Source organism: Meridianimaribacter sp. CL38 (assembly GCF_004328055.1).
GTDB classification, from domain to species: Bacteria; Bacteroidota; Bacteroidia; order Flavobacteriales; family Flavobacteriaceae; genus Gaetbulibacter_B; species Gaetbulibacter_B jejuensis.
On record NZ_QKWS01000006.1, the window covers coordinates 116,596 to 135,879 of the forward strand.

14 protein-coding genes and 2 riboswitches are annotated in these 19,284 nt (G+C 34.5%); of the genes, 13 read left to right on the top strand and 1 reads right to left on the bottom strand.

Going from position 1 to position 19,284, the window contains the following annotated elements:
• Nucleotide 1: 1 nt before the first annotated feature.
• Nucleotides 2–1,177, bottom strand: coding sequence for a 2-isopropylmalate synthase (locus tag DMZ43_RS13755; protein WP_131508918.1), 1,176 nt, complete (start codon nt 1,175–1,177; stop codon nt 2–4).
• Nucleotides 1,178–1,322: 145 nt separating this feature from the next.
• Between DMZ43_RS13755 and DMZ43_RS13760 the strand changes: the two genes are divergently transcribed.
• The 13 genes from DMZ43_RS13760 to metH all read left to right on the top strand — a co-directional run bounded on the left by DMZ43_RS13760 (nt 1,323) and on the right by metH (nt 19,229).
• On the top strand, nt 1,323–2,867 hold the full coding sequence (locus DMZ43_RS13760) for a hypothetical protein (protein ID WP_131508919.1): 1,545 nt from the start codon (nt 1,323–1,325) through the stop codon (nt 2,865–2,867).
• Nucleotides 2,868–2,965: 98 nt separating this feature from the next.
• A riboswitch (SAM riboswitch) is annotated at nt 2,966–3,117 on the top strand.
• Nucleotides 3,118–3,228: 111 nt separating this feature from the next.
• Nucleotides 3,229–6,624 (top strand): bifunctional aspartate kinase/homoserine dehydrogenase I, encoded by a 3,396-nt coding sequence (gene thrA / locus DMZ43_RS13765; RefSeq protein WP_131508920.1) that lies wholly within the window; start codon nt 3,229–3,231, stop codon nt 6,622–6,624.
• A gap of 19 nt (nt 6,625–6,643) precedes the next feature.
• Nucleotides 6,644–7,813 (top strand): PLP-dependent aspartate aminotransferase family protein, encoded by a 1,170-nt coding sequence (locus DMZ43_RS13770; RefSeq protein ID WP_131508921.1) that lies wholly within the window; start codon nt 6,644–6,646, stop codon nt 7,811–7,813.
• Between the two features lie 27 nt (nt 7,814–7,840).
• Entirely contained in the window at nt 7,841–8,248 is a 408-nt protein-coding gene (locus DMZ43_RS13775; protein ID WP_131509000.1) for an Rrf2 family transcriptional regulator, read from the top strand.
• Between the two features lie 150 nt (nt 8,249–8,398).
• The gene (locus tag DMZ43_RS13780) at nt 8,399–9,025 is read left to right on the top strand and encodes a phosphoadenosine phosphosulfate reductase family protein (protein ID WP_131508922.1); all 627 of its coding nucleotides are present in this window, start codon (nt 8,399–8,401) and stop codon (nt 9,023–9,025) included.
• A gap of 15 nt (nt 9,026–9,040) precedes the next feature.
• Nucleotides 9,041–11,131, top strand: a complete 2,091-nt coding sequence (locus tag DMZ43_RS13785; RefSeq protein ID WP_131508923.1) for a HEPN domain-containing protein — start codon at nt 9,041–9,043, stop codon at nt 11,129–11,131.
• 2 nt (nt 11,132–11,133) lie between these two features.
• Nucleotides 11,134–11,904 (top strand): uroporphyrinogen-III C-methyltransferase, encoded by a 771-nt coding sequence (gene cobA / locus DMZ43_RS13790; RefSeq protein ID WP_131509001.1) that lies wholly within the window; start codon nt 11,134–11,136, stop codon nt 11,902–11,904.
• A gap of 2 nt (nt 11,905–11,906) precedes the next feature.
• Nucleotides 11,907–12,494: a bifunctional precorrin-2 dehydrogenase/sirohydrochlorin ferrochelatase gene (locus DMZ43_RS13795; protein ID WP_131508924.1), complete on the top strand. Its 588-nt coding sequence runs from the start codon at nt 11,907–11,909 to the stop codon at nt 12,492–12,494.
• A gap of 2 nt (nt 12,495–12,496) precedes the next feature.
• A complete protein-coding gene (locus DMZ43_RS13800) occupies nt 12,497–13,546 on the top strand; it encodes an NAD(P)/FAD-dependent oxidoreductase (RefSeq protein WP_131508925.1) in 1,050 nt (349 codons plus the stop codon).
• Nucleotides 13,547–13,680: 134 nt separating this feature from the next.
• Nucleotides 13,681–14,412: a serine O-acetyltransferase EpsC gene (epsC, locus tag DMZ43_RS13805; protein ID WP_131508926.1), complete on the top strand. Its 732-nt coding sequence runs from the start codon at nt 13,681–13,683 to the stop codon at nt 14,410–14,412.
• On the top strand, nt 14,409–15,299 hold the full coding sequence (gene cysM / locus DMZ43_RS13810) for a cysteine synthase CysM (RefSeq protein WP_187347868.1): 891 nt from the start codon (nt 14,409–14,411) through the stop codon (nt 15,297–15,299). Before epsC ends, cysM begins: the two co-directional genes overlap by 4 nt.
• A gap of 59 nt (nt 15,300–15,358) precedes the next feature.
• Nucleotides 15,359–15,476, top strand: a riboswitch (SAM riboswitch).
• A 48-nt stretch (nt 15,477–15,524) separates the two neighbouring features.
• Nucleotides 15,525–16,538 carry a homocysteine S-methyltransferase family protein gene (locus DMZ43_RS13815; protein ID WP_131508927.1) on the top strand — a complete coding sequence of 338 codons (1,014 nt, stop codon included), beginning with the start codon at nt 15,525–15,527 and terminating at the stop codon, nt 16,536–16,538.
• A 3-nt stretch (nt 16,539–16,541) separates the two neighbouring features.
• Nucleotides 16,542–19,229, top strand: a complete 2,688-nt coding sequence (metH, locus tag DMZ43_RS13820) for a methionine synthase (protein WP_131508928.1) — start codon at nt 16,542–16,544, stop codon at nt 19,227–19,229.
• Nucleotides 19,230–19,284 lie beyond the last annotated feature (55 nt).

The following is a 19,284-nucleotide window of genomic DNA, read 5'->3' on the forward strand; positions in this document are numbered from 1 at the left end:
ATTAAGCCGAAATGATTTGTTGATACACGTTGCTTGTTTCAATAATTTGATGAATATCGCTATCATTGACTTCCTTTTTCTTATCTGCAAAAACCAAAAAGTTTTGATAAATATCATCAAGCTGTAATTTGGTTAGTTCGTAGCCAATATTTTTTGCGCGATACGCTAAAGCAGCTCGACCACTTCTAGCTGTAAGTACAATAGCAGACTCGGTAACACCAACATCTTTTGGGTCTATAATTTCGTAAGTTTCACGGTTTTTTATAACGCCATCTTGATGAATTCCAGAGCTGTGAGCAAAAGCGTTACTACCAACAATAGCTTTGTTAGGTTGAGAGTAAACTCCCATTTGTTCTTGTACTAATTGGCTAATGCCATAAAGTTCTTGTGTTACAATACTTGTGTCTAAATTTAAATAAGGGTGTTGTTTTAAAATCATGACGACTTCTTCAAGAGCTGTGTTTCCAGCACGTTCGCCAACACCATTAATAGTGCATTCTATTTGACGAGCACCATTAATAACACCTTCTATAGAATTTGCTGTGGCTAATCCTAAATCGTTATGGCAATGACAAGATAAAATAGCTTTGTCTATGCCTTTTACATGTTCTTTTAAATATTTTATTTTGGCACCATATTCACTAGGTAAGCAGTAGCCTGTAGTATCAGGAATGTTTAAAACCGTTGCTCCAGCACTAATGGCAACTTCACAAACTTTAGCAAGAAATTCGTTATCAGTTCGTCCAGCATCTTCGGCATAAAATTCTACATCTTCTACAAACGATTTAGCGTATTTTACAGCATTATAAGCACGTTCTAAAACTTTTTCGCGCGTAGAGTTGAATTTGAATTTTATATGTGAGTCTGATGTGCCTATTCCTGTATGTATTCTTGGTCTAACAGATGTTTTTAAAGCTTCGGCAGCGACCTTAATATCATTTTCAACAGCACGTGTTAGTCCACAAACGGTAGCGTTTTTTACAATTCTTCCTATGGCAGCAACAGCTTCAAAATCTCCAGGGCTAGACACAGGAAAACCTGCTTCAATAATATCAACACCCAACGTGTCTAATCGTTCGGCAATGACCAGTTTTTGACTTGTGTTTAATTTACAACCTGGTACTTGCTCACCATCGCGAAGTGTTGTATCGAAAATTTGTACTTTATCTTTAGACATTAAAAAATAAATTTTTGTATTGTCTTACGAATTTATACTTTGGATTTATGATAGCGTATAAACTCGCAACTTTGTTTACGATGTTCAAACGCATTATTTTAATTTACAACACTGTATTTCAATTAGTTAATATTTATTTTGTTTGATGACTAAAGACCAAAAAGATAATTTGTTTTCGTTGGTAAAATCCATGACCAAATCTGAAAAACGCCAATTTAAATTGTATGTTGGCAGATTGGGTGTGAATGATGATTCAAAATTTTTGAATTTGTTTAATGTTATGGATAAGTTGTCATCGTATGATGAGGTTGCTATTTTAAAAAATGCCAATATTAAAAAGCAGCAATTAGCTAATGTTAAAGCCCATTTGTACAAGCAAATTTTAATTAGTTTACGTTTGAGTCCGTCGCACCAAAACACACGTTCTCAAATAAGAGAACAGCTAGATTTTGCGTCTATTTTGTATCATAAAGGTTTGTATAAGCAGGCGTTGAAAATTTTAGATAAAGCTAAAGATGTTGCGATACAGCATGAAGAAAAAAATCTAGCTTATGAAATTGTAGAGCTAGAAAAGGTTATTGAATCGCAATACATTACACGTAGTATCAGTGGTCGTGCAGATGAACTTACAATACAAGCCAAAGAGTTGAGTCAAGCCAATGTGATTGCCAGTAAACTCTCAAATTTATCTTTGCAGTTATACGGACTTTTCCTAAAATTTGGTTACGCTAAAAATCAAGATGATGCTAAAGAAATACAAGACTATTTTAACGCCAGATTACCTAAATATGACATTTCACAGTTAGGTTTTAGAGAAAAACTATGGTTGTATAAAGCCTATTTGTGGTATAGTTTTTTAATGCAAGATTTTTTAAACTGCTATAAATTTGCTTTAAAATGGGTGTCCCTTTTTGAACAAAATCCAGAAATGATTCACCTAAATCCTGTGTTTTTTATAAAAGGAAATAACTATTTGTTGGAGTCGCTTTTTTACATAAAAAACAAAGAGAAATTTAAAGAATACCTTGATAAATTTGAAGATATTATAAATACGCCATCTTTCAATAAAGATGAAAATGTAGAAGCTTTATCATTCTTGTATTACAATGTAAATAGTGTGAATTACTATTTTGTAGATGGTAGTTTTCACGAAGGCTTGCAGTTAATTCCTAAAATTGAAAAAGCACTACCAAATTATCAAGATAGAATAGATGAACACCATACCATGATTTTCTATTACAAGTTTGCGAGTATGCATTTTGGGGCAGGAAATAATCGAGAATGTATTCATTATTTAAATAAGATAATTTCTAATAAATCGCTTTCTATGCGTGAGGATTTACAGTGTTTCTCACGTGTTTTAAACGTTGTGGCGCATTATGAAGAAGGTTTAGATTATCATTTGGAGCGTTTATTAAGAGATACTTATAAGTATCTGCTGAAAATCAATGACTTAAACGAGGTTCAAAAAGAAATGATTAGGTTTATTCGAGGGCTTCAAGACATTTTTCCGCATGATATTAAAAAAGCATTTGTTAAGTTTCATAAACAGCTTAAGCAATACGAAAATCATCCTTATGAGCGTCGTGCATTTTTGTATCTTGATATTATTTCTTGGTTAGAAAGTAAGATTGAAAACAAGCCTGTAGCACAGATTATTAAAGAGAAATATTTAGAACAATACGCCTGATTTTTTAAAGAGATTTTATAAAAAAAATCAAAATTATTTGGATATTAAAATTTTCTAACTGAATATTTGCACTCACAAAGTTCAAATTACTTATTGAAATGTTATCAAGAAAGGTGGAGGGAATAGACCCTATGAAACCTTGGCAACCCTTAAATTCCTGTGGAAACAGGAATCTTTATTTAAGAAGGTGCTAAATTCTACTTTTTGTTATTTCGAGTATAATCGAAAATTTCAATTAGATAGATAACACAAAACTAATTACAGTCCTGTAATTACGTAATTTCTTTTTAACATATTCTATTTAAGTCCTCACAAAAGAGGTGTTTTGACTTTTTGATTTTTTAAAATTTATAAATCAAACATGAGCAAACTTAAATATGTTTTATTAGACAATGTCTTGCTAGAAAGCAATGTGAGCATTACAATTAAATTGTCTTATCAAACCTTTGGAAAACCTTTAGGAGAAGCGCCCATTGTAATGGTAAATCACGCACTTACCGGAAATAGTAATGTTACTGGTAAAGATGGTTGGTGGACAGATTTAATAGGCGATAACAAAGTTATCGATACTCAAAAATATACCATTTTAGCATTCAATATTCCAGGAAATGGTTACGACGGATTTGCGGTTGAAAACTATAAAGATTTTGTAGCAAGAGATATCGCGAACATATTTCTTTTAGGCTTAAAAGCATTACAAATTGATAAACTTTTTGCGCTAATTGGTGGTTCGCTTGGTGGTGGAATTGCTTGGGAAATGGCGTTTCTGTCACCAAATCTAGCCGAATATTTAATTCCTGTGGCAACCGACTGGAAATCTACCGATTGGTTAATTGCCAACTGTCAAATTCAAGAGCAATTCTTGGTAAACTCTAACAATCCGGTTCACGATGCACGCATGCACGCTATGTTGTGTTACCGAACGCCACAATCGTTTAAAGAGCGTTTTCAACGTAGTAAAAATGATGATTTAGAAATCTTTAATGTGGAAAGTTGGTTGTTGCATCACGGAAAAAAACTGCAAGAGCGTTTTCAACTATCGGCTTACAAGCTCATGAATCAATTACTGAAAACCATTGATGTTACGCGTGGTAGAGGCGATAATGTAAATGTATTGGATATCATAAAATCTAACATTGCCATTGTTGGTGTAGATTCCGATTTGTTTTTTACCGCTGAAGAAAACCGCGAAACACAACGCCAATTGGCATTAACGCATCCTAATGTGACCTATAGTGAAATTCATTCCAGTCACGGACACGATGCATTTTTAATAGAATTTGAACAATTAGAACAGATTATAGAAGGCATTTTTAGACCTGAAACCAAAAATAAAAGAATGAAAGTATTAAAATTTGGAGGAAAATCGCTTGCTAATGGCGACGGATTAAACCGCGTGTTGTCAATTATAGAGCATAAAGTAAATGAAGGCGAGCATATTGCGGTTGTGGTTTCGGCTAGAGGAAAAGCAACTGATACTTTGGAAGCTATTTTGGAGAAAGCTGCCAAAAAACAAGACTATCAAACTGCTTTTGAAACGTTTAAAAGTTATCAAACAGAACCATTACCAAGTATTGATTTTACTGAAGAGTTTTCAGAATTGAACAACATTTTTGAAGGTGTTAAGCTTCTTGGTGATTATAGCGATAAAATTAAAGCGCAAGTACTATCCTATGGCGAATTATTATCTGTGAAATTGATTTCAGAATTATTAAAATCAAAAGGTGTTAACGCCAACCCAACAGATGCCAGAGTTTTGATAAAAACAGATGCTGATTATATAAATGCACAACCTCAAGATAAGCAATCTAAAGACAATGTTTTAGCGCATTTTAAAAGCTATAATGGTACAACTGTAAATGTTGTAACTGGGTTTATCGGCTCTAATAAAAATGGAGAAACGACCTTGTTGGGCAGAAATGGAAGCAATTATTCAGCGTCATTATTGGCAAACTATTTAGATGCCGAAGAATTACAAAACTACACGCATGTAAATGGTATTTACACAGCAAATCCAGATTTGGTAGAAGATGCGCAAAAAATCAGGGAATTATCCTTTAACGAAGCTAACGAATTAGCGAACTTCGGTACAAGCGTTTTACACGCTAAAACCATTATTCCGCTAGTTGAAAAGAATATCAACCTTCGTATTTTAAATACGTTCAATCCTGAAGATGAAGGAACGTTAATCACAGCAAAATCAAGCAACAAAGAGGTTACGTCTTTGTCAGTTCTAGAAGATGTTGCGCTTATAAATTTAGAAGGTCGTGGTTTGTTAGGTAAAGTCGGTGTTGATGCGAGGATTTTTAAAGCGTTGAGCAATTACGGAATTAGTGTGAGTATTGTGTCCCAAGGATCTTCTGAAAGAGGTATTGGTTTGGTGATAAATTCCGCGCAAGCTACACAAGCGGTTATTGCTCTAGAACGTGAGTTTGAAACCGATTTTTACTCAAAAGATGTTAATAAAATTGAAGTGGTTGATGATGTTGCGGTGATTTCTATTATTGGTATCGAGTTAAGTTCGTTTCACAAACCATTCAATGCGTTAATTAAAAATCAAATTACACCGTTGTTGTTCAATAATACCGTTACAGGACGTAATGTGAGTTTGGTGGTTAAAAAGACACAATTACATAAAGCTGTAAATGTAATTCATGGTGAAATTTTCGGAATTTCAAAAAAGATAAACATCGCCATTTTTGGTCACGGATTGGTTGGTGGCGCTTTGATTAATCAAATTTTAAAATCAAAAACAGAGATTGAAAAGCGTAAAGGCATTAACTTAAATGTGTTCGCCATTGCCAATTCTAAAAAACTATTGTTGGCAAAACATGGCGTTTCAGAAAACTGGAAAACCGAGATTACTTCAGCTGAAGAAAATTATAGTATTCAAGATGTTATTGAGTTTGCTAAAGCGCATCATTTTGAAAATCTTATTGCTGTTGATAACACAGCAAGCAAAGTATTTCATGAGAATTATAAACCGTTAGTAGAAGCAGGTTTCGATTTGGTGTCGTCTAACAAAATTGCCAATACCATTTCGCATGATTTCTATGCAGATTTACGTCAACATTTAAAAGAAAACAACAAGCAATACTTGTACGAAACTACGGTTGGCGCAGGTTTACCGTTAATAGATACTATCAAATTATTACATGAATCTGGTGAGAATATTACACGTATTCGTGGTGTGTTTTCAGGAACGTTAAGTTACTTGTTCAATAACTATTCAGTTCAGGATAAACCATTTAGCACCATTGTTCAAGAAACGATTGATAAAGGCTTTACCGAACCAGATCCACGTGAAGATTTTTCAGGAAATGATGTGGCAAGGAAACTACTAATTCTGGCTCGCGAATTGGATTTAATAAACGAGTTTGACGATGTTGCTGTTCAAAATTTAATACCTGAAGCATATCGTGATATTTCGGTTGCAGAATTTTTACAGCAATTAGATGTTCTTGATTCAGAATTTCAGAATGTAAAAGATAAACAACAACCAAATCATGTATTGCGATATGTTGGTGATTTATCTGGAGATTTACAACAAGACAAAGGAAATCTAGAAGTGAAATTGGTGTCAATTCCTGAAGATAGTGCTTTAGGGCAAGTAAAAGGAGCTGATGCTATTTTTGAAATTTTCACCGAATCGTATGGCGAACATCCTATTGTAATTCAAGGAGCTGGAGCAGGCGCAGAAGTTACTGCAAGAGGTGTTTTTGGAGATATTTTACGCCTTTCAAAACATATTAACTAAAAGAAAAAAACTAAAGATAATGAGCAAAGAAAACCATTTTGAAACCCAAGCGATACGCACACAAATGGAGCGTTCGCAGTATTTAGAGCATTCAACACCATTGCACTTAACCAGTAGTTTTGTGTTTGAAGATGCCGAAGATATGCGTGCTTCATTTGCCGAAGAAAAAGAGCGTAATATTTACAGCCGATTTACAAACCCAAACACGTCAGAGTTTGTAGATAAAATTTGCAAGTTAGAAGGAGCTGAAGCTGGTTACGCATACGCAACAGGAATGTCGGCTGTGTTTTCAACATTTGCAGCTTTGTTAAATGCAGGTGATCATGTGGTGTCTTGCCGAAGCGTTTTTGGATCAACACATAGTTTGTTTACCAAATTTTTACCAAAATGGAATATTGAAACGAGCTATTTCAAAGTAAATGAAATTGATAAGATTGAAAGCCTTATTCAGCCAAATACTAAAATTCTCTATGCTGAAACACCAACCAATCCAGCGGTTGATATTTTAGATTTAGAGTTGCTAGGAAACATCGCTAAAAAACACAATTTACTATTGGTTATAGATAACTGTTTTGCAACACCATATTTACAAAACCCTATTAAATTTGGAGCAGATTTGGTTATTCATTCAGCAACTAAATTAATAGATGGTCAAGGTCGTGTTTTAGGTGGTGTTACTGTTGGTAAAGCCGATTTGATTAGAGAAATTTATCTGTTTTCAAGAAATACAGGTCCAGCATTATCACCATTTAATGCGTGGGTATTGTCAAAAAGCTTGGAGACACTTTCTGTTCGTGTTGATAGACATTGTGAAAATGCGTTAAAAGTAGCAGAGTTTTTAGAGTCGCATGAAAATGTACAATTGGTAAAATATCCGTTTTTAAAATCGCATCCGCAATATGGCATAGCTAAAAAGCAAATGAAAAAAGGCGGTAATATTGTAGCTTTTGAAATAAAAGGAGGCATTGAAGCTGGAAGACAGTTTTTAAACAAATTGCAACTATTGTCATTATCAGCAAATTTGGGGGATACCAGAAGTATTGCGACGCATCCAGCATCAACAACACATAGTAAATTGAATGAAGCAGATAGACTTGAAGTTGGAATTTCAGATGGCTTGGTGCGTGTGTCAGTAGGGTTGGAGCATTATGAGGATATTATTGCCGATTTAAACCAAGCGTTAGGTTGATAACAGATTTTGGTTATCTTTGAATTTATGCTTTCAAAGAAAACCAAATATGGCCTAAAAGCGCTAACGTATTTAGCACGACAGGAAGGAAACAAACCTGTTCAAATCAGTGCTATTTCCGAAAGTGAAAATATCTCCAGAAAATTTCTGGAGAGTATTTTATTAACGCTTCGTAAGAATGGGTTTTTAGGATCTAAAAAAGGTAAAAATGGAGGTTATTATCTTCTTAAAGATCCCAAGGATATTAAAATGGCACCAATAATGAGAATCCTTGAAGGTCCTATTGCTATGGTGCCATGCGTGAGTTTGAATTTTTATGAAAAATGCGACGATTGTCCAGACGAAACAGCTTGTGCTGTTCATAGCTTAATGATAGAAGTCAGGGATAGTACACTGCAAATTTTCAACAATAAATCATTGGCAGATTTACTGTAAATCAATACTTTTTTAATTAACGCAAAGGATAACTTTAACGATTTTATTCAAATTTTAACCTAAATAATACCTGCTAGGTAAATATTTTTATATAGTTTTGTTTTTAATTCCTACTATTCCGATAGGAATATAGTAAAAATAAAAAAATAGATGATAGGACAAACGATAGATATAGCATATTGGAACCAAGTATTAAAAGATAAAACACCTGATGAAATCATTGATTGGGCATTGAGATTAACAAACAATAACATAGTAACAACAAGTTTTGGCGTATACTCTGAAGTTTTGTTAAGTACCATAACCAAGCATAGTAAAGACATAAAGGTAATTTGGTGCGATACGTTATACAATCAACCAAGTACTTATGAACATGCTAAAAATATTACAGAGAAGTATCATTTAAATCTTCACAAGTATCAATCGTTATTGAGTAAAGAAGAGGTTGAAAAAACCATAGGTTTTCCATCATTAGAAGATGATAATTTCGATCAGTTTTCAGAGGTTGTGAAATTGGAACCCTTCAAAAGAGCTTTAAAAGAACACAATCCTGAAGTATGGTTTACGAATATTCGTGTAAGACAAACCGAGTTAAGAAATAAGAAAGATATTTTAAGCTTAAGTAAAAACGGCATTTTAAAAGTGAGTCCATTTTACTATTGGACAGATGCTGATTTAGACGCTTACGTTGCAAAGCATAATTTAACCAAAAACGTCGATTATTTCGACCCAATAAAAGCACTTCAAAGTAGAGAGTGCGGAATTCATTTACAATAAAAAAAGCGACGCACCATGCAGAGTTTTAGAACAGAAATAGAAAATCCAGTTGTAGAGAAAGACATTATAGAATTAGCCAGAAAAATTGAGCTATTCCATAATGGAAACATTGATGAAGAAAAGTTTAGAAGCTTACGTCTTGCTCGTGGTGTTTATGGGCAAAGACAGCAAGGTGTTCAAATGATTCGTATAAAATTGCCTTACGGAAAAGTATTAAGTAAACAATTACGCCGAATTGCAGATGTTTCAGACGAATATTCTCGCGGAAGGTTGCACATTACAACTAGACAAGATATACAAATTCATTACGTAGATCTTGATAGAACACCAGAGCTTTGGGCAGAATTAGAACGTGACGATGTAACCCTTCGTGAAGCTTGTGGTAATACGGTAAGAAATGTAACAGCAAGCGAAACTGCCGGAATTGACGTAAACGAACCTTTTGATGTGTCACCTTATGCAGATGCCTTGTTTAAGTTCTTTTTGCGTAATCCAATCTGTCAAGAAATGGGACGTAAGTTTAAAGTGTCATTTTCGGCTTCAGAAGAAGATACAGGGTTGTCTTACATGCACGATTTAGGCTTTATCGCAAAAGTTGAAAACAATGTACGTGGCTTTAAAGTGATGCTTGGTGGCGGATTAGGTTCGCAACCACGACATGCCGATGTGTTTTATGAATTTTTACCTAGTGATAAAATTATTCCAGTAATGGAAGGTGTTTTGCGCATCTTTGATCGTTATGGCGAACGTAAAAGTCGTGCAAAAGCGCGTATGAAATTCTTAATAAAAGATATTGGTTTAGATGAATTTAAGCGACTTGTAGCAGAAGAACAAAAAGCAATAGAATTTGAATCTGTTCCTATTGATACAGAACATTATCCAGTTTCAAAACCAGTAAATGTTACTGCACCTGAAGTTGATATAAAAGACGAAAAAGCATTTCAAACTTGGAAAAACACCAATGTTATCAAACAAAAACAAGATGGTTATGTAGCGATAGGAATAAAGGTGTTGTTAGGTGATTTTTATACAGACAAAGCACGATTGTTAGCTAATTTAGTCGAAGATTATGCAGCAGGAGAAATACGATTAAGCTTACGCCAAAACATATTAATTCCGTTTGTTAAGGAAGATTTATTGCCATTTTTCTATCAAGAATTATCCAAATTAGGTTTTGCAGAAGCTGGTTATAACAAAGCAGTAGATATTACAGCTTGTCCAGGAACAGATACTTGTAATTTAGGAATAGCAAGTAGTACAGGAATTGCTGAAGAATTAGAGCGCGTCATTAAAACTGAATATCCACAATACTTAAATAACAAAGATCTTGTAATTAAAATTAGCGGTTGTATGAATGCTTGTGGTCAACACAATATGGCAAATATTGGATTTCAAGGTATGTCAATTCGTACACCAGATAAATTAGTGGCGCCAGCATTGCAAGTACTTTTAGGTGGTGCAAACAAAGGTAACGGTCAAGGTGTTTTTGCAGACAAAGTAGTAAAAGTACCAAGTCGTCGTGCGCCAATAGCGTTGCGTCGTTTGTTAGATGATTTTCAAATCAATGCAAACAATCTGTCGTTTGAAGATTACTACCAATACAAAGGACAAATGTATTTTTACGATATGCTTACAGACTTATCAGACGTAAGCAATTTAACACAAGATGATTTTATCGATTGGGGTAATACCGAAGTTTATGAAAAAGCAATTGGTATTGGTGAATGTGCTGGTGTAGTTATCGATTTAATTTCAACTTTATTTTTAGAAAGCGAAGAAAAACTAGAGCTAGCAAAAGAAGCTTTAGAGAACAACGTATATTCTCATGCTATTTATCACACGTATAATGCGTTTGTGAATTCAGCTAAAGCAATATTGCTAACAGAAAATAAATCTACCAATTCTCAAGCAGGAATTATTAAGCAGTTTGATGAAGATTTTGTAGCAACAAAGCGTATTCCGCTAGACGTGTCATTTTCAGAGTTAGTATTTCAAATTAAAGAAAACGCACCAAGTAAAGCATTTGCAGAGCAATATTTTAAAAGTGCTGAAGCTTTTTTAAAAACAGTAAAAACCTATCGTGAAAACGATCAAAAAGTAGCATGATGATGAAGACAATAATTCCAAAATTAACTATTGTTGGTGCAGGACCTGGAGATCCAGAATTAATAACGCTTAAGGCTATTAAAGCTATTCAGTCAGCTGATGTAATTCTCTACGATGCTTTAATAAATAAAGATTTGCTAGACTATGCATCAAAAAAAGCAGAACTGATTTTTGTTGGTAAACGCAAAGGTTGTTATGCTTATCAACAAGAACAAATTAATGAGTTAATCGTTCAGCGAGCAAAAACAAAAGGACATGTTGTAAGGCTAAAAGGAGGCGATCCTTTTGTGTTTGGTCGTGGAGCAGAGGAGATAGATTATGTGAAGCCTTTTGGTTTAGAAACTTTTGTGGTGCCAGGTATTTCGTCAGCATTGGCAGTACCTGCGTTTCAAGGTATTCCGTTAACAAAACGTGGTGCTTCAGAAAGTTTTTGGGTAATCACTGGTACAACAAAATCTCATAAAATGTCAAACGATATTGTCCTTGCGGCAAAATCTACTGCAACTGTGGTAATCCTTATGGGAATGGGCAAATTACAGCAAATTATGGATGTATTTTCTTCTGAAGGCAAATCAAATACTGCAGTAGGAATTATTCAAAACGGAACAACAAAAGATGAAAAATTTGGTGTTGGAACTGTAAATACAATTTGCGATGTAGTTAAAAAACAGCAACTGTCTAATCCAGCAATTATTGTAGTTGGTGATGTTGTAAAACAACGTGTTGCACTTAATTCAATCGCTAAACAAGTAGAAACTTTAAAAGTAGCGTAACCATGAATGAAAGAAATAATTTATACCCAATTTTTATAAAAATGCATAGCATTAATACGCTAATTATTGGTGGCGGTTATGTGGCTTTAGAAAAACTAACGTTTTTATTAAAATCTAGTCCAAACGCTAAAGTGACAATGGTAGCTAATTTTTTTAGACCAGATGTTATAACATTAGCAAAGCAGTTTGATGTTAAGTTAATCAAGATGTCTTATCACAATTCGTTTTTATTGGATCAAGATTTAGTCATTGCAGCGACTGACAAACCAGAAGTAAATAAGCAAATTTACAACGATGCAAAATCTAATCATATTTTGGTAAATGTCGCTGACACACCAGAGTTGTGTGATTTTTATTTAGGAGGTATTGTTACTAAAGGTCATGTAAAAGTAGCTATTTCTACCAACGGAAAATCGCCAACAACAGCAAAACGTTTAAGACAGTTTTTTGAAGATGTTATACCAGAAAACATAGACGATTTGGTGCAAAATTTAAACCGATTTAGAAAAACAATTAAAGGCGACTTTGAGCATAAAGTTCAAACCCTAAACAATGTGACTAAAACATTAATTTCAAACAAACAGATTTAACCATGATTAAAACCGATATATTAATAATAGGCGCAGGACCAACCGGATTATTTACCGTTTTTGAAGCAGGATTATTAAAATTAAAATGCCATTTAATAGATGCATTAGCACAACCTGGTGGACAATGTTCAGAGATTTATCCCAAAAAACCAATCTATGACATTCCTGGATTTCCTGAAATTTTAGCAGGCGATTTAACCAAAAATTTATTGGAACAAGGCAAGCAGTTTGAACCTGGTTTTACGTTAGGAGAACGTGCAGAAACCATAGAAAAGTTAGAAGACGGTTCGTTTATTGTAACAACAAATAAAGGCACAAAACATCATGCACCAGTAGTAGCAATTGCTGGTGGATTAGGAAGTTTTGAACCTAGAAAGCCTAAAATTGAAAATCTTGAATTTTACGAAGATAAAGGTGTTGAATATATGATTAAAGACCCAGAAGTGTATCGTGACAAGAAAGTAGTGATTTCTGGTGGTGGTGATTCGGCTTTAGACTGGAGTATTTTTCTTGCTGATGTTGCGTCTGAAGTGACTTTGGTTCACAGAAGAAACGAGTTTCGTGGCGCTTTAGATTCTGTAGAAAAAGTAAAAGAGTTAAAACTTTTAGGGAAGATTAATTTAATTACACCAGCTGAAGTTACAGCCATACATGGTAATCAAAATGTCGAAGGTGTAACTATCGAAAAAGAAGGTGAAAACATACTTTTAGAAGCAGATCATTTTATTCCGCTGTTTGGTCTATCACCAAAACTTGGACCTATTTCAGATTGGGGATTAGAGATTGAAAAAAATGCCATAAAAGTTGATACGTTAGATTATCAAACCAATATTCCTGGAGTTTTTGCTATAGGCGATGTTAATACCTACGAAGGTAAATTAAAGCTGATTTTATGTGGTTTCCACGAGGCAACATTAATGTGCCAATCAGCTTATAAAATTATCAATCCTGGTAAAAAATATGTTTTAAAGTATACAACCGTTAGTGGTGTTGATGGTTTTGATGGAACCAGAAAAGAAGCGCCAAAAGCAGTTGTGCAAGCAATAGATTAATGATTAGTTGCTGTATATTTAGTTGTAATTCCTCGTGGTGAAATTTTTTTACTACGAGGTTTTATTTTAATAAAATCTTAAAGCTTGTGATAAACTAAAAATGGAATAGTAATTTTAGCATTCATAAGAAAAACATGCAGATAAATTTACGAATTAAAGAGACCGTTTCAGATGTAACAAAGCAATTGTTCTATGCATTGTTTGATGATGAAGTAAGACAAAAAGAACAACTGAAACAGCTAAAGCCTATATTTAAAACAGTTGTTGAAGAAATTACAGATAAAGACTCTGAAATCATTTGGAGTACTTTTGAAAGTATGCTTCCAACGATAAAAAAGAAAATTGAGTTAGATGCCAAAGCTGCCGAAAAAAATGATCCAGCTTGTAAGAGTTTGCAAGAAATTTATCTAGCATATCCAGGCTTTCATGCCATAGCAATTTATAGGATGAGTCACGAATTATTTAAAATGGATTTACCTATTATTTCTAGAATGATGAGCGAGTGTGTTCATGGTAAAACAGGTATCGATATTCATCCTGGAGCAACCATTGGCGATTCTTTTTTTATAGATCACGGAACAGGAATTGTAATAGGAGAAACTAGTATTATCAAAAATAATGTCAAAATATTTCAAGGTGTTACTTTAGGTGGATTGTCGGTTAAAAAAAGTTTATCGCAAACCAAACGTCATCCAACCATAGAAGATAATGTAACAATTTACGCAAACGCAACTATTTTAGGAGGCGATATTGTAATAGGAAAAAATAGCGTTATTGGTGCCAATGTATGGATTACGCAATCTGTTCCGCCAAATTCATTAGTGACCTATAAGTCAGAAATTAATATAAGCACAAGACCATCATGATACAAAGTCAATCAATAACTAATTTAATAGGAAATACGCCGTTAATTGAAGTGCAAAACATCCTAAAAAAAGATGGTGTAAGACTATTTTTAAAGCTTGAAGGAAAAAATCCTGGCGGAAGCGTAAAAGATCGTGCTGCATTCAATATGATAAACGAAGCTTTAAAACGAGGTGATATTAAACCTGGCGATACTTTGGTTGAAGCAACTAGTGGTAATACAGGTATTGCATTAGCTTTTATTGCGAAATTATTAGGCGTAAATATGATTTTAGTAATGCCTGAAAATTCTACCGAAGAACGAATAAAAACCATGCGTGCTTATGGTGCCGAATTAATTTTAACGTCTTCCGAAGTTGGTATTGAAGACGCTCGCGATGAAGCCGAAAGACTACATAAAGAAAAAGGCTATTTTATGCTAAACCAGTTTGCAAATGACGATAACTGGAAAGCGCATTACAAAACTACAGGTCCAGAAATTTGGCGCGATACCAATAAACAAATCACACATTTTGTCTCTGCAATGGGTACAACGGGTACAATTATGGGCGTATCTACTTACTTAAAAGAACAAAATCCAAACATAACTATCGTTGGTGCGCAACCTAAAGATGGTGCGAAAATTCCGGGAATTAGGAAATGGCCAGAAGCTTACAGACCTAAAATATTTAATCCTCAAAAAGTAGATCAAGTTGTAGAAATAAGTGAAGAAGACGCAAAAAACACAGCTAATTTACTAGCAACTCAAGAAGGCGTTTTTGCAGGTATGAGTAGTGGTGGCTCTGTAGCATCAGCTTTAAAAATAGCGCAAACTATAGATAAAGGTGTTATTGTGGCAATCATTTGTGATATAGGTGATAGATATTTGTCTTCAGATTTATTTGAATAAATATTGCTATTCAATTTTTTATTACGTTACTTTGTCCCATAGTTCATAATTATTATTGTTTGTTATCACGAAAGGCAGAGGGAATAGACCCGTTGAAGCCTTAGCAACCCTTAATTTTCTTTAATAAGAAATTTAAGAAGGTGCTAAATTCTACCCATTTTTTGGGACAGATAACCCGAGAATTATTCTTCTCTCTTTTCATGATGACATTTTAAAAATTATAAAATGTCAGACATTTTCAAAATATTACAACACCGAATTTTAGTTTTAGATGGCGCAATGGGAACCATGTTGCAGCGCTATAATTTTACTGAAGACGATTTTCGTGGTTCAAGATTTAAAGATTTTAAACATCCATTAAAAGGAAATAACGATTTATTATCGCTAACACAACCAGAAGCTATTGCCGAAGTACATAGAAAGTATTTCGAAGCTGGTGCAGATATAGTTGAAACCAATACATTCTCTGGAACAACCATTGGTATGGCAGATTACCATATGGAAGATTTGGTGTACGAATTAAATTTTGAATCCGCTAAAATAGCCAAACAAGTTGCTGATGAATTTACAAAAGCGAATCCTGAAAAACCGCGTTTTGTAGCTGGAAGTATTGGTCCAACAAACCGTACCGCAAGTTTAAGTCCAGATGTAAACAGACCAGAATATCGTGCAGTAACCTTTGACGAATTACGCATTGCTTACAAACAACAAGTCGAAGCTTTAATTGATGGCGGAAGCGATATTTTGTTAGTCGAAACTATTTTCGACACACTAAATGCCAAAGCAGCATTATTTGCCATTCAAGAAGTTAAGGAAGAACGTAATATTGATATTCCTGTTATGGTATCAGGTACAATTACCGATGCTTCTGGAAGAACATTATCTGGGCAAACCGTAGAGGCATTTTTAATTTCAATATCACACATACCGTTGTTAAGTGTTGGTTTTAATTGCGCACTTGGTGCAGACCAATTACAACCGTATTTAAAACGCTTATCTCACGAAACCGATTTTTATACATCAGCACATCCAAACGCAGGATTGCCAAATGCTTTTGGTGAGTACGACCAAACAGCCAAACAAATGCAACAACTTATAGAAAACTACCTAAAAGATGATTTAATAAACATCATTGGTGGTTGTTGCGGTACAACACCAGAACACATAAAAGCGATTGCTGAAGTTGCTTCAAAATATAAACCTAGAACTGTCGGTTCGAGCGCAGTCGAGAACTTTTAATGTATGAAAGAGAACAAAAACCGATACCTAAAATTATCAGGTCTAGAACCATTAATCATAACGCCAGAAAGTAATTTTATAAACGTTGGCGAGCGCACTAACGTTACTGGTTCGCGTAAATTTTTACGATTAATAAAAGAAGAAAACTATGCTGAAGCATTAGATGTTGCGAGAGACCAAGTGGAAGGTGGCGCGCAAATCATTGATGTCAATATGGATGAAGGTATGCTTGACGGAAAACACGCAATGGTAACCTTCTTAAACCTTATCGCATCAGAGCCAGATATTGCACGTTTGCCCATTATGATTGATAGCTCTAAATGGGATATTATCGAAGCTGGTTTGCAAGTCGTACAAGGTAAATCGGTAGTGAATTCTATCAGTTTAAAAGAAGGCGAAGCGACTTTTATCCATCACGCAAAACTTATCAAACGTTATGGTGCAGCTGTGATTGTTATGGCATTTGATGAAGATGGTCAAGCCGATACTTATGAGCGTAGGATTGAAATCTGTAAACGCTCTTACGATATTTTGGTAAATCAAGTTCATTTTCCACCAGAAGACATCATTTTCGATCCTAATATTTTTCCTGTAGCAACCGGAATGGAAGAGCATCGTTTAAATGCTTTAGACTTTTTTAATGCTACAAAATGGATTAAAGAAAATCTACCTTATGCCAGCGTTTCTGGTGGTGTAAGTAACGTGTCGTTTTCATTTAGAGGAAACAATGTCGTGCGTGAAGCCATTAACGCAGCATTTTTATATCACGCGATTCAACACGGAATGAATATGGGAATCGTAAATCCAACAATGTTGGAAGTGTATGACGAAATTCCGAAGGATTTATTAGAACACGTTGAAGACGTACTTTTTGACAAACGAGACGATGCAACCGAACGTTTACTAGAATTTGCCGAAACCGTAAAAGGACAGAAAAAAGACGATGTAGCAAAGGTACAAGAATGGCGAAGTGAACCATTGCAAGACCGTATTACGCACGCTTTAGTAAAAGGTATTGATGCCTTTATTGTTGAAGATGTTGAAGAAGCGCGACAAGCGGTAAACAAACCTATTCAAGTTATCGAAGGTCACTTAATGACTGGTATGAATGTGGTTGGCGATTTGTTTGGAAGCGGAAAAATGTTCTTGCCTCAAGTGGTAAAATCGGCTCGTGTGATGAAAAAAGCAGTCGCTTATTTACAACCTTATATTGAAGCAGAAAAAAACGATTCGCAACGTTCTAACGGTAAAATTCTTATGGCAACCGTAAAAGGCGATGTACACGATATTGGTAAAAATATTGTGAGTGTAGTTTTGGGTTGTAATAATTACGAGATTGTGGATTTAGGCGTCATGGTTCCACCAGAAAAAATCATTGAAACTGCCAAAAAGGAAAACGTCGATGTTATTGGATTAAGCGGTTTGATTACACCATCGTTAGACGAGATGGTTTACGTTTCGCAAGAAATGGAAAAACAAGGATTTAATATTCCGTTGTTAATTGGTGGCGCAACAACATCTAGAGCGCATTCTGCGGTAAAGATTGCACCACATTATTCTAATACTGTAGTGCACGTTAACGATGCGTCTAGAGCTGTAACGGTTGTTGGAAATCTGTTGCAGAAAGACAATAATGTTTACAAAGAACAGATTCGTGAGGAATACGAAAAATTCCGTGAGCAATTTTTAAAACGTGGTAAACAAAAAGAATATGTCTCTATTGAAAAAGCACGTGAACGAAAGTTTAAAATCGATTGGAACACAACTGACATTGTAAAACCAAAACAATTAGGAATACAAGATATTCAAGATTTTGATATTACGATTTTAGAAAATTATATCGATTGGTCACCATTTTTTAGAAGTTGGGATTTACACGGAAAATATCCAGATATTTTAACCGACAATATTGTTGGTAAACAAGCAACCGAATTGTTTAAAGACGCTAAAGTCTTACTCAAGAAAGTCTTTGATGAAAAGCTATTGAAAGCAAAAGCGGTTTTTGGATTGTTTCCTGCAAATACTGTAAATGATGATGATATTGAGGTTACGGTTGAAAACCAAACACCAAACACCAAACACCAATTTCTAACACTGCGTCAGCAACTTAAAAAACGAGAAGGCGTACCAAACTTTGCATTAGCCGATTTTATCGCGCCTAAAGACACAGGAATTCAAGATTACATAGGTTGTTTTTGCGTGACTACAGGTTTTGGAACCGAACAATTAGCAAAAGAATTTGAAGCGAATCACGACGATTATAATTCCATAATGATTAAAGCATTAGCCGATAGATTAGCTGAAGCTTTCGCAGAATATTTACACAAAGAAGTACGAACAAAACATTGGAACTACGCTTCTGAAGACCATTTAACCAACGAAGATTTAATTGCCGAAAGTTATAAAGGTATTCGTCCTGCACCAGGTTATCCAGCTTGTCCGGATCATTTAGAGAAAAAGACCATTTGGGACATTTTAAACGTCGAAGAAACTATTGGTGTAAAATTAACCGAAAGTCTTGCGATGTGGCCAGCAGCAAGTGTAAGCGGTTATTACTTTGCAAATCCAGAAGCTAAATATTTTGGGTTAGGAAAAATTACCGAAGATCAATTAGAAGATTACGCTAAGAGACGTGGTATTTCAACCGAAGAAGCTCAAAAGTGGCTGAATCCAAACTTGTCAGAAAATTAACTAATAATTACAAATAAATTAATATTCGATATTAAATAAATCACTAATCTTGCAG